Below are 10,511 nucleotides of genomic sequence, written 5' to 3' on the forward strand. Positions count from 1 at the left end.
CGTCGATGTGACCGATCGGAGTCAGGGCAGAGCGAACGGGATCTTGATGCCGTCAAGAGCCGAAGAGCAAACACAGTTGCGTACGGTGGGGAGCCTGGTCACCGCATCGAAGAGCACCCCGCGCAACCGTTCCGTGTTCTCCCCGAACACCCGGAACACCTCCTCCTGGGTCACCCCGTGATCGCCCTCGACGCCGGCGTCCAGGTCGGTGACCAGGGCGATCGTCGTGTAGCAGAGCGCCAGCTCGCGGGCGAGCACCGCCTCGGGATGCCCGGTCATGTTCACCACGGCGCCACCGATCCGGGTGAACCAGCGCGACTCGGCCCGGGTGGAGAAGCGGGGCCCCTCGACGACCACCATGGTGCCGCCGTCGACCGCGTTCTCGAGACTCGCCAGCACCGTGGCGCGCCCGTCCGGGCAGTACGGGTCGGCGAAGTTCACGTGCACCGCGCCCTCGTCGTAGTACGTCTGCACCCGCCCGCTCGTGCGGTCGATCAGCTGATCGGGGACCACGAACGTGCCCGGACCCAGCTCGGGCCGGAGCCCGCCCACGGCGCAGGGTGCGACGATCTGACGTACGCCCAAGGCGCGAAGCGCCCAGATGTTCGCCCGATAGGGGATCTTGTGCGGCGGGTAACGATGATCACGCCCGTGACGGGGCAGGAACGCCACCCGGCGGCCACCCACCTCGGCCACCGTGATCGGATCCGACGGCGGACCGTAGGGGGTGGACACCTCCACCTCTTGGGCGCCCTCCAGGAGCGCGTACAGCCCCGAGCCGCCGATGACACCGATCTCCGCCGCTGCGTTCATGGGCAGACCTTATCGAGGCCCGGAATCACGGGCTAATGTGCTGAGCATGGCGTTGGTGGAAGACGACCCCCGGGCGCTGTGGGCAGCCCGTGTATAGCGAGGGTCAGCGGATCGGAGGCCGGTCGATGGAGTCGATGACCGGCAGGTTGCTGGTGGCGACCCCGACCCTGAAAGATCCGAACTTCGACCGTACGGTCGTGCTGCTCGTGGCCCACGAGTCAGGCGGCGCCCTCGGCGTCGTGCTCAACCGGGCGACCGAGGTCCCCGTGTCCGACGTTCTGGGCCCCTGGGGCGAGCTGGCCGGCGACCCCGCCGTGCTCTTCGAGGGCGGCCCGGTACAGCCCGAGTCGGCGATCTGCCTGGCCCGCACCCGCCCCGACGTGAAGAAGCGGCTCAGCGGCTTCCATCAGGTCTCCGGCGCCCTGGGCACGGTCGACCTGTCCGCCGACCCCGACCGCATCCGCGACAGCGTGGCCGGCATCCGGGTCTTCGCGGGCTATTCGGGGTGGTCGTCGGGGCAGCTCGAGGAGGAGATCGCGGCGGGCTCGTGGTTCTTGCTCGACGCCCTCCCCGGCGACGCCTTCGTCAGCCGTCCTGATGATCTCTGGGCGATGGTTCTGCGCCGGCAGGGCGACATCTTGGCGGCGGTGGCCCACTTCCCGCCCGACCCCCTCCTGAACTGACCCGGCGGGGTGTGTAGTATTTCTTCCGTGTCCGGGCGACCGGGGGCGGTAAGGGGCTGTGGCGCAGCTGGTAGCGCACCACACTGGCAGTGTGGGGGTCAGGGGTTCGAGTCCCCTCAGCTCCACGAGAGCGATGGGCGATCTGTGTTCGCGGGAAGCGCGAACCGGGTCGCTCTCGTCATATCTGCTCTGGGGGCCGAGCCCCCGGAAACCCCGCGTTGCGATGGTTGCTCTGGGCGGCTCGCTCGCGGTGGGCGGCCATGCCAGATGTGTGCCGGATTGTTCGGGGACGCTGGCTCGGCTTTGGATGCGTGCCCGGGCGTCGGTTGACTAGATGTTGAGCCCGCTGTCGCTGTCGCGGTGCGGCGACGACACCAGCTGCCTGGCGGCCGTGGATGTCTTGTTCAAACTTTCTGTACGTCTTCAAGGCGGCCCGATACGGGCCGCTCACGCCGCCGACAGAGCGCGTTTCCGGGGCCGCCGCTGCCGCTTTGGCCCGGACACGCAAGCCGCTCGTCGGCTGGCGTGGAACAGCGGAGTCGGGCCGCGCCGACGACAGGTAGACCGGACTCGCCGCTGGGAGCCCGAGCATCCGACATGACGGTCCGGATTCGCCGTGCGGTCCTAGGGCCCATCGATCACGTGGGGGCTGCCAGCCGGAGCATCCGGGCGCTCTCGGCGTTGACCTCGGCGCGTTCGGTGGCGGTCAGCGGGCGGAACAGGTCGATCTCGAGGGTGCCCTTGCGGAGCTGCCACACGCCGGTCACCTCGCCGTCCACCAGCAGAGTGGCGTACATGCCGTTGCGTATCGCCACCCGCTTGCGGGCGTCCTCCGAGACCACGCGGGTGCGGTCGGCGTGTGAGGCCAGCACGTTGTCGAACTCGGGCAGGAAGCGGACCGGAGCGGGGACGTCGCCGCCCGGCCGCGGGGCATCGGGGAGGTCGAACAGCTCGATCCCGTGCTCGTCGCGGAAGACCGCCAGCCGCGGGCGCAGGGCCTCCAGGACGGGCCGCAGGCGGGTGCGTCCCGACCAGGTCTGGCAGTCGTTGACCGAGGCCGGGCCGAACGCGGCCAGGTAGCGCAGAACGATCTGTTCGGCGTCGGCCTCCGGGGCGGGCTCGACGCCGGCCCAGTCGGCCGCGGTCGCGTAGCGGGTGGCGCCGCCGGCGCCCCAGACGCCCCGGGGTGGGACCTGGACCAGCGGCACCAGATTGCGCACCACCGTGGCGAGCGCGTGGGGGTCGCGGTCGGGCCATCGCTCGTGCAGCGCGGCCCCGAGCTCCTTGGGGGTGAGGTGCCGTGTGCTCAGCAACTCCCTGCCCGCCTCCGCCACGGCCGCGCGGTCCAGGCCGGCGAGGGCCTGATTGAACGCGGTGTTCAGCTCGCGGTCCAGGGCGGGCTGGGCCCACGGCCGCAACGCGCGGTAGTCGGCGGGAGTGACCAGGTGGATGGTGCTGCGCATCAGGGCGACGCGGACGAGGCGGCGGCCGTTCAGCGCGTCGGCCAGCGACGCGGGGTCTAAGTCGCGCAGCCTGCACCAGAGCCCGAAGTAGGGGGCGGTCGGGGACTGGGCCTGCATGCCGACCAGGCGGGTGACCGCCTCTTCGGCCGTGACGCCGGCGCGTTCCAGCAGCATCTGGCGGGCGAGCAGGGCCCGCCCGAGCTCTCGCCGACTCAGAACTCGCATGGCGAGAGTCAGCGTGCCACCAAAGGCCGGGCCGGCGGCAGGGTGAAGGTCATGCGAGAGCCGCCGGAATCGCCCGGGGTGGCGGTGATCGTGCCGCCGTGGCGTTCCACGATGCGCTTGCAGATGGCCAGCCCCAGGCCGGTGCCGGCGTAGTCCGAACCGGCGCCGGCCAGACCAGGCTGAGGTTCGTCTCGTCCATGACGGTCAACCTCCCGGCGTACGTGGCCAGGAGGTGGACCGCGGCGAATCCGAGGGTCCGGTGCATCCGGGATCAGCGACCGGAGGACATCAGCAGCCAGTTCACCCGGCGCAGCATCTCGCGCTGGCTGAACGGCTTGGGCAGGTAGTCGTCGGCGCCGGCGGAGAAGCCGAGGTCGAGGTCGCTCGGGCGCCCGTTCCCGCTGATCATGAGGACCCGGATCTGCGCGGTCTCGGGCCGGACGTGCAGCTCGTGGCAGACGCTGAGGCCGTCCAGCTGGGGCATGGTCACGTCGAGGATGACGACCCTGGGGCGCGTCTCGACGGCGAGGCTGAGGGCGGAGCGGCCGTTGTCGGCGCTCAGCGTGCGGTACCCGGCGACCTGGAGCTTGAACGCGATGACGTCGCGCACGTCGTCATCGTCGTCCGCGATGAGGATGGTCGGGCTGGGCGGCGCCGAGATGGGCGCCGAGGTGAGAGCCGAGACGAAGTCCGTGGTCATCCGAAGCCGCCTTAAAGAGAAGGGTGTCGGTTGGTGATCAGGTCCTGGAGCTCGGTGACCAGCCAGCGCGGCGAGAGCGGCTTCGGCAGGTACCGGTCGGCGCCGGCGCCGAGCCCGGCGTCCACGTCGTAGGCGTGGGCGTTCGCCGAGATCATCAGGATCGCGGTGTCCCGGACGTCCGGGTGACGGCGGGCGAGCTGGCAGAGCTCCATCCCGTTGAGGGCCGGCATGCGTACGTCGGTGATCAGCCCGACCGGCTTGGCCACCGTGAGGATGCGCGCCGCGGTGTTGCCGTCCTTGGCGGCGACGGTCCGGTAGCCGGCCTGCTCGAGGGCGACGGTGAGCATGTCGCGGATGTCGGCGTCGTCCTCGGCGATGAGGATCAAATTCTGGTTCATCCGGGGTCCTTTCACGGCTCGGCTGTCCGGCTGATCGACCGTGGAAGGTGGCCCTTGAACGAGATCTTGGTTGCATCCGGGGAGCGTCGTCTGCTCATGGCAGAACGGCTGGGCGCAGGGGACGGGGATCGGCGAGGATCGGCCGATGGTGACGTTCTCGCTGCAAGCTCAACCGACCACCGCCGCCGAGTGGCTCGACCTCGCCCGCCGGGCCGAGCAGATCGGCTTCGCGGCCCTCCACGCGGCCGACCATCCCGGCGCGTGCGCCTCACCCTTCGTGGCGCTCGCCGCGGCGGCCGCCGTGACCACGAAGATCAAATTAGGCTCATACGTCTCGAACGCCGGCGTCCGGGAACCGATCCTGCTCGCCTCGGACGTCGCCACGCTCGACGTCGTCTCCGGCGGGCGGGCCTTCCTCGGCATCGGCGCCGGGCACACCCCCGCCGAGTGGGCGGCGGTCGGCAAGGCGCGCCCCGACGTGCGCGGCCGCGTCGAGCACTGCATCGAGGTGGCCGAGCGAACCCGGGCGCTGCTCGATCGCGAGCTGGAAAAGCCGCGCCCGGTTCAGCAGCGCGTCCCGCTTCTGTTCGGCGGCGGCAACACCCGGCTGCTGCGCTGGGCCGCCACCAGCGCCGACGTCATCGGCCTCTCCGGCCTGGGCCGCACGCTCGAAGACGGGCACATGCACGAGACGCGCTGGCGCCGCGACCAGATCGACGCGCAGATCGAGATCTGCGCGGACACCCCGACCGAGGCGCTGGTGCAGCGCTTCGAGGTGACCGACGACGCCGGCGCCGCCTACGCGAGCTGGGCGAAAGAGATGGAGGAGGACGAGTCCGACCTGATAGCCGCCCCCTACGTCTTCGCCGGCACCCTCGACGAGATCGTCGCCAAGCTCAGCGAGATCGAGAGCCGCTGGGGAATCAGGCGTTTCGCCGTGCGCACCCCGGCGATCGAGGGGGTGGAAAAGATCATCAACGGCTACTGATCGTCGAAGAGCTCCCGCTCGACCCGGTACCGGTAGTCGACGTAGATCTGCCGATAGCGGGCCAGCGCGCCCTGGGTGTCACCGGCCTCGAGCAGGTCGATGATCGCGTCGTGCCCCTTGATCCAGATGTCCCACAGGCCGCTCTCGGCGGTCATCGCGAGGATCCGCATCGTGCGGGCGACCACGAGGTCCACCATGGACTGCAGCTCGCGGTTGCCGCTGGCGAGGATCACGATGGTGCTGAAGTCGGCGCCGGCCGCCCCGGCCGCGAGCACGTTGCCGGCGCGCAGCGCCTCGACGAACTCGTTCTGCCGCTGGCGCAGCAGGTCGACGTGGGTCTCGGTGAGGTTGTCGACGCCCCACTCGAAACCGGCGCAGGCCAGCACGCTCATCACGTCGATCAGCTCGAGCGCGTTCTTCTGCGTCACGCGGGTGACGTGGCGGGTGCGGTTGGGCGCGATGTCGATCAGGCCCTCGACGGAGAGCTGGGCGATGGCCTCGCGCACCGGCGTGATGCTGACGCCGAGCCGCGACGCCAGCTCGGCGTCCTTGATCAGAGTGCCCGGAGGGAGCTCACCGGTCACTATCTCGTTGCGCAGCTGCCGGACCACGGCCGCGGTGCGGGTCGGTGGGACCGCATAAGACATACGGGCAGAGTACTCAGGGTTACCAGGTGCCGACGCAGGCACTCGCCGTGCATGCTGAACGCATGGTCGCCGAGGTCCCGCTGATCGATCTCGACCGCCCGTCTCCGACGGCGGAGGAGACCGGGGCGGCTGCGCGATCGCGTCCGGCGCGGCTGCTGGCGGTGCTGGTCACGGCGCTGCTCGCGCTGGGTGGCTCGGTCGTGCCGCCACCCGGGCTGACGCCCGTGCTGTCGGTGTCCGAGCCGGTCACGGCCGTCCAGCTGGGTGCCGGGTCGCTGTTCCTGTCGACCCCGGCCCTCGTACGCCGTTACGACCTGCCCACCGGAGACACGCGCTGGACGCGGACGTTCGACGAGGCCGTGCAGACCCTGTGGACCGGCGACGCGGACCGGATCGTGCTCGTCCTCTCCGGCGCCGAGCAGCAGCGGCTGACCGCGCTGGACGCCGATTCGGGACGTCAACTGTGGTTCGCCGTGTCCGCCGACACGGCCGTGCTCGCCGTCTCCCAGGGCGGCGTGCTCACCCAGTCGGGGGTGAACGGCCGGAGCACGCTGCGCCTCACCGACGTGCGCACAGGCCGCACGGTCTGGAGCCGCGACGTCGACCCGGCCGGTTTCCTCGGCCCGGACGCGCTCTACGAGGGCGGCTCGCCGTGGATCGTCGCGGTGGGCAACGCCGGCGACGTGGTGGTGCTCTCGTACGCGGACGGCAGCGTGCTCTCCCGGGGCGACCTGGGCCTGATCTACGAGCAGGCCGGCGACCGGTCGGTGCCGGCGAACTCGACGTCGGTCAGCGTGGTCGGCGACCGGCTCTACCTTTCCCGGCGGGTGCGCGGGCGGGCGTCGCTGACGGCGTACTCGGTGCGGCCGCTGACCGCGCTGTGGCGGACCGAGGGCGGGCCGGTCGGCATCGTGTCGGACTGCGGGGCGGTGCTGTGCGTGGCGGACACCCGCTGGGTGACGGCGGTCGACCCGGCCGGCGGCGGGGTGCGCTGGGAACAGCCGTCGTGGGGAATCGCCTATCAATACGACGCCGGGCGCTTGTTCGCGTACGACAACAAGGAGGACGCCGAGGCGGCCCTGATCGACGCCGGCACCGGCCGCGTGCTGCACCCGCTCGGGCACAGCCGCCAGCTGGGCCGGTTGATCCTGCGCACCGAGGGCATCCGCACGTGGGTGTCGGTGCCCGACCCGGCGACCGGCGACCTGCGCACGGCCGGCTCGATGACGCACGTGGCCTCGTTCCGCTGCCAGGAGGACGGCGACTACCTGGTCTGCGCCACCCTGACCGGCGACACCACGGTCTGGCGCGTGGGCTGACCCGACTCGAGCCGGCTCAGCCGTCGACGTCGCACTTCGGGCTGTCGAGGCAGAATGCGCTGATCGTGAGCGTGGCTGACATCTCGGTGGGGTCGGCGCCGGCGCCGAGGTTGATCGCGGTAATCAGCACCGCGCGGCTCTGCACGTTCTGGAGCCGGTTGAGGAACCGGCTGAGGTCGGCCGGCGTGCCGGTAGCGGTCAGCGTGATCGGCACGGAGATGACGTCTTGCGATCCGGTCACCTTCGCGGGCCCGCCCACGCTGACCCCGCTGACCTCCACGTCCACCGCGGTGCCCGAGATCTGGAGCGCGCGCAGGTAGTTCGGCATGTCGTACGAGTCGGGCATCGCGCCCTTCTTCGCGTTGAGCTGTGCGGTGTAGGTCGCGATGTTCTTGCTCTTGGCATTGAGGTCGTTCAGCTGGCGCCTCAGCGTGACCAGCGTCAGCTCCTGATCTTCGGCCTGGCTCTGCTTGTCACCCCGGTCGGTGTAGATCGGCTTGATCGCCAGGAGATAGGCCGCCACGACAATCACGATGATCGCGAACAGGCCGCCGAGCATCCATAGCCGGTCGGTGCGGCGAATACCCATCAGTTACCCCCGCAGGTCTTGGCACTGTACCGGCCGCACAGGTAGCTGGTCTTGATGCTCGCGGTGAGGGTGTACGTCCAGGTGGTCGGGTCCTTCTGGTTCGCCGCGGTGAGGTAGACGTCGGTCACCCCGGTCACCTTGGCGATCGCGTCGACGAAGCCGGCGATCGTCGGTTTGTCCGCGGCATCCCCCGAGATCGTCAGCGTGCCGGTGGTTTCGGAGGTCGCGGCCGTGCCGGTGCTGTCGTCGGTGGTCACCGCGCCCACGACGGTGGTGAGGGTGACTTCCTTCTTGGTCGCGGTGTTGCGCAGCGCGTCCAGCAGGGTCTGCCAGGGCAGGTCCGCGGCGAGCGCGATCTTGAGATCGGCGACGATCTTGTCGCGGGTCTCGATGGTGTCGGTGACCTTGGTGTACGCGTCGGCCTTGGTCTCCTTGCGCATCGTGTCCACCTGCCGGGTGACCGAGGCGAGGTCGCTCGCGACGAGGTCGCGCTCCTTGTCGGCGTGCCAGTACCACCCGCCGATCAGGAGGGCGACGACGACCACCGCCGCGACCAGCACGACGCGAGTGCGGCGGGCGTTGCGACCGGCCGTGATCTCCTCGGGCAGCAGGTTCGCGCGGATCGGCAGGACGCGGTTGACGTGCTCGGGGGAGATCGCGGGGTCGAGCGGCAGGAGGGCCGTGGTGCTGGTGCTCATCAGGCTGCCGCTCCCAGGGTCAGGCCGATCGACACGGCGGCGGACGGGACGAAGCTGTCGAAGCCGCGCTCGCGTCCCTTGCGGGTGTCGCGCAGCCGGCTGGCGCCGTCGGCGTACACCACCGTGATGCCCAGCTGCTGCTGGAGGTGCTCGGCGAGTCCGGGCATCAGCGCGCTGCCGCCGCAGAGCGCGAGCCGGGTGACCTGCTTCTGTCGCTCGCCGGAGGCGAGGTAGGTGAACGAGCTGCGCAGCTCGCTGGCGAGCGGACGGACGGCCTCGGCGGTGGCGTCGATGGTCACCGGATCGCCGTCGCCGTGCAGGCCGTAGTGGCACTTGATCGCCTCGGCTTCCTGCTGGGGCACGCCCAGCCGGGTGGCGATCGCGGCGGTGATCTCGGTGCCGCCGCGTAGCACGGTCCGGACGATCAGCGGCTCGCCGTCGGCGTGCACGACCACGCTGGTGACGTCCGAGCCGATGTCGACGATCGCCTCCACCTGGGCGTCGAGCCGGGAGGCGGCGCGCAGCAGCGCGAACGAGGCGAGGTCGACGCCGACCACGTGCAGGCCGGCCTTCTGTGCGGCCTCGACCGCGGTGAGCACGGCCTCCTTCGGCATGGCGATGAGCAGCCCGCGCACGGTCGGATTGCTTCCCGGCATTTCGAGCGGGTAGAAGTCGAGCACGGCCTTCTCGACCGCGAGCGGCAGCGCGTCCTTGACCTGGAACGGCAGCGCCTGCTTCAGCTCCTTGGCCGGCAGGTTGGCCACCGACATCTCGCGCACCACGAGCTGCGGGTGGGTGACGCCGATGCTGACGTGCTTGGTGCCGAACTTGCAGCCGGCCCAGAGCTGCTTGAGCAGCCCGGTGATCGCGACCGGATCCTGGACGACTCCGCCGGTCACCGTGCCGGGCGGTAACGGGATCTGGCCGAAGTTGTTGAGCGCGTACCCGTCCTTGCCACGGCGGACCTCGACGGCACGGATCGAGGACGAGCCGATGTCCAGCCCGATCGGGATGACCCCGGCCATCTGCGAGTCCCTTCGTTCAGGCGGTGGGTACGAGCAGGCACGTGTACCAGCTCGCGATCGGCGCCGCCGCGAAGACCGCGAGGAAGGCGCCGGCGAGCATGTACGGGCCGAACGGGATGCGGCTCTTGCGGGTGGCCGCGCGGGCGGCCAGAAGCAGGACGCCGGCCGCGCCGCCGAGCAGGAACGCGGCGAACGCGCCGACGACGACCGAGCTCCAGCCGAGCCAGCCGAGGTAGAAGCCCAGCAGTGGGGCGAGCTTCACGTCGCCCCAGCCCATGCCCTTGGGGAGCACGGCGAGGATCCAGTAGCCGGCGTACAGCAGCGCCGCCGCGATCAAGCCGCGGATCACGGCGTCCCAGCTGTGCTCGGCGATCACGGCGGGGATCATCAGGAGCGGGGCGATCGCGTACGACGGAAGGACGATCCGGTCGGGCAGGCGCTTGAGGTCGATGTCGATCGCGGCCAGCGCGATCGCGACGGCGGCCAGGTAGAGGTAGGCCGGCAGCTGCCAGGACCAGCCGAACTTCGCGGCCACCGCCACGAACAGGGCGGCGGTGCCGGCCTCGACCAAGGGGTAGCGGGCGCTGATCGGCGCTGCGCAGTCGGCGCACTTGCCGCGCAGCAACAGCCAGCCGAGCACCGGGACGTTGTGCCGGTTGCGCACCCCGCTGCCGCAGTGCGGGCAGTGCGAGCCGGGCCGCACCAGCGACTCGCCGCGGGGGACCCGGTAGATCACGACGTTCAGGAACGAACCGACGGCGAAGCCGAGGAGGCCGACGACGCAGTACAGAAAAGTCTGCGGCATGTCCGGCCTCCTCGGCTCGTCGTGGGTGGGTGGCGGTGGGGGCGGGGGGGGGGGGGGCCCCCCCCGGGGTAAAAAACCCGGGGTTTGGGGGGGGGCTCGGGACCGGGGCCGGCGATGACCAGCCCCCCGCCCCGCGTGGGTTTAACAAAACCAATTGG

13 protein-coding genes and 1 tRNA gene are annotated in these 10,511 nt (G+C 70.7%); 4 read left to right on the forward strand and 10 right to left on the reverse strand.

The window, feature by feature from the left end; translation table 11 throughout:
• Positions 1–21: 21 nt before the first annotated feature.
• Positions 22–813 (reverse strand): S-methyl-5'-thioadenosine phosphorylase, encoded by a 792-nt coding sequence (locus ACIA5D_RS12245; RefSeq protein ID WP_396029925.1) that lies wholly within the window; start codon positions 811–813, stop codon positions 22–24.
• A gap of 125 nt (positions 814–938) precedes the next feature.
• On the opposite strand from ACIA5D_RS12245, the gene ACIA5D_RS12250 reads away from it, so the two are divergent.
• Positions 939–1,496 (forward strand): YqgE/AlgH family protein, encoded by a 558-nt coding sequence (locus ACIA5D_RS12250; protein ID WP_396029926.1) that lies wholly within the window; start codon positions 939–941, stop codon positions 1,494–1,496.
• Positions 1,497–1,548: 52 nt separating this feature from the next.
• Positions 1,549–1,621 (forward strand) — tRNA-Ala (locus ACIA5D_RS12255).
• 513 nt (positions 1,622–2,134) lie between these two features.
• Here the strand turns inward: ACIA5D_RS12255 and ACIA5D_RS12260 are convergent.
• The 4 genes from ACIA5D_RS12260 to ACIA5D_RS12275 all read right to left on the reverse strand — a co-directional run bounded on the left by ACIA5D_RS12260 (position 2,135) and on the right by ACIA5D_RS12275 (position 4,282).
• Positions 2,135–3,184 (reverse strand): winged helix DNA-binding domain-containing protein, encoded by a 1,050-nt coding sequence (locus ACIA5D_RS12260; protein WP_396029927.1) that lies wholly within the window; start codon positions 3,182–3,184, stop codon positions 2,135–2,137.
• Between the two features lie 8 nt (positions 3,185–3,192).
• Positions 3,193–3,294, reverse strand: a complete 102-nt coding sequence (locus ACIA5D_RS12265; RefSeq protein ID WP_396029928.1) for a hypothetical protein — start codon at positions 3,292–3,294, stop codon at positions 3,193–3,195.
• 161 nt (positions 3,295–3,455) lie between these two features.
• A complete protein-coding gene (locus tag ACIA5D_RS12270) occupies positions 3,456–3,884 on the reverse strand; it encodes a PleD family two-component system response regulator (protein ID WP_396029929.1) in 429 nt (142 codons plus the stop codon).
• A gap of 11 nt (positions 3,885–3,895) precedes the next feature.
• Positions 3,896–4,282, reverse strand: coding sequence for a response regulator transcription factor (locus ACIA5D_RS12275; protein ID WP_396029930.1), 387 nt, complete (start codon positions 4,280–4,282; stop codon positions 3,896–3,898).
• Positions 4,283–4,427: 145 nt separating this feature from the next.
• On the opposite strand from ACIA5D_RS12275, the gene ACIA5D_RS12280 reads away from it, so the two are divergent.
• On the forward strand, positions 4,428–5,270 hold the full coding sequence (locus ACIA5D_RS12280; RefSeq protein ID WP_396029931.1) for an LLM class flavin-dependent oxidoreductase: 843 nt from the start codon (positions 4,428–4,430) through the stop codon (positions 5,268–5,270).
• On the opposite strand, the gene ACIA5D_RS12285 is transcribed toward ACIA5D_RS12280, so the two are convergent.
• Entirely contained in the window at positions 5,264–5,917 is a 654-nt protein-coding gene (locus ACIA5D_RS12285) for a GntR family transcriptional regulator (protein WP_396029932.1), read from the reverse strand. The two genes, ACIA5D_RS12280 and ACIA5D_RS12285, sit on opposite strands and share 7 nt — an antisense overlap.
• A gap of 26 nt (positions 5,918–5,943) precedes the next feature.
• Between ACIA5D_RS12285 and ACIA5D_RS12290 the strand changes: the two genes are divergently transcribed.
• Entirely contained in the window at positions 5,944–7,236 is a 1,293-nt protein-coding gene (locus ACIA5D_RS12290; protein ID WP_396029933.1) for a PQQ-binding-like beta-propeller repeat protein, read from the forward strand.
• A gap of 16 nt (positions 7,237–7,252) precedes the next feature.
• Here ACIA5D_RS12290 and pilO read toward each other — a convergent pair whose 3' ends face one another.
• Genes pilO through ACIA5D_RS12310 form a run of 4 tightly spaced genes read right to left on the reverse strand, consistent with a single transcriptional unit; the run spans position 7,253 to position 10,353 of the window.
• Complete coding sequence (gene pilO / locus ACIA5D_RS12295) at positions 7,253–7,825, reverse strand: type 4a pilus biogenesis protein PilO (protein WP_396029934.1); 573 nt, start codon at positions 7,823–7,825, stop codon at positions 7,253–7,255.
• Positions 7,825–8,523 carry a hypothetical protein gene (locus tag ACIA5D_RS12300; RefSeq protein ID WP_396029935.1) on the reverse strand — a complete coding sequence of 233 codons (699 nt, stop codon included), beginning with the start codon at positions 8,521–8,523 and terminating at the stop codon, positions 7,825–7,827. The genes pilO and ACIA5D_RS12300 overlap by 1 nt, the downstream gene beginning before the upstream one ends.
• Positions 8,523–9,548: a type IV pilus assembly protein PilM gene (pilM, locus tag ACIA5D_RS12305; protein WP_396029936.1), complete on the reverse strand. Its 1,026-nt coding sequence runs from the start codon at positions 9,546–9,548 to the stop codon at positions 8,523–8,525. The genes ACIA5D_RS12300 and pilM overlap by 1 nt, the downstream gene beginning before the upstream one ends.
• 16 nt (positions 9,549–9,564) lie before the next feature.
• Positions 9,565–10,353: a prepilin peptidase gene (locus ACIA5D_RS12310; RefSeq protein WP_396029937.1), complete on the reverse strand. Its 789-nt coding sequence runs from the start codon at positions 10,351–10,353 to the stop codon at positions 9,565–9,567.
• Between the last annotated feature and the right edge of the window lie 158 nt (positions 10,354–10,511).

This window comes from Actinoplanes sp. NPDC051513, from assembly GCF_044454685.1.
Classification (GTDB): Bacteria; Actinomycetota; Actinomycetes; order Mycobacteriales; family Micromonosporaceae; genus Actinoplanes.

Bases quoted from the DNA above. Each gene is read 5' to 3' on its own strand.
- ACIA5D_RS12245 (WP_396029925.1), bottom strand. From the start codon at position 813: ATGAACGCAGCGGCGGAGATCGGTGTCATCGGCGGCTCGGGGCTGTAC.
- ACIA5D_RS12310 (WP_396029937.1), bottom strand. From the start codon at position 10,353: ATGCCGCAGACTTTTCTGTACTGCGTCGTCGGCCTCCTCGGCTTCGCC.
- pilO (WP_396029934.1), bottom strand. From the start codon at position 7,825: ATGGGTATTCGCCGCACCGACCGGCTATGGATGCTCGGCGGCCTGTTC.
- ACIA5D_RS12285 (WP_396029932.1), bottom strand. From the start codon at position 5,917: ATGTCTTATGCGGTCCCACCGACCCGCACCGCGGCCGTGGTCCGGCAG.
- ACIA5D_RS12270 (WP_396029929.1), bottom strand. From the start codon at position 3,884: ATGACCACGGACTTCGTCTCGGCTCTCACCTCGGCGCCCATCTCGGCG.
- ACIA5D_RS12260 (WP_396029927.1), bottom strand. From the start codon at position 3,184: ATGCGAGTTCTGAGTCGGCGAGAGCTCGGGCGGGCCCTGCTCGCCCGC.
- ACIA5D_RS12275 (WP_396029930.1), bottom strand. From the start codon at position 4,282: ATGAACCAGAATTTGATCCTCATCGCCGAGGACGACGCCGACATCCGC.
- ACIA5D_RS12250 (WP_396029926.1), top strand. From the start codon at position 939: ATGGAGTCGATGACCGGCAGGTTGCTGGTGGCGACCCCGACCCTGAAA.
- ACIA5D_RS12280 (WP_396029931.1), top strand. From the start codon at position 4,428: ATGGTGACGTTCTCGCTGCAAGCTCAACCGACCACCGCCGCCGAGTGG.
- pilM (WP_396029936.1), bottom strand. From the start codon at position 9,548: ATGGCCGGGGTCATCCCGATCGGGCTGGACATCGGCTCGTCCTCGATC.
- ACIA5D_RS12300 (WP_396029935.1), bottom strand. From the start codon at position 8,523: ATGAGCACCAGCACCACGGCCCTCCTGCCGCTCGACCCCGCGATCTCC.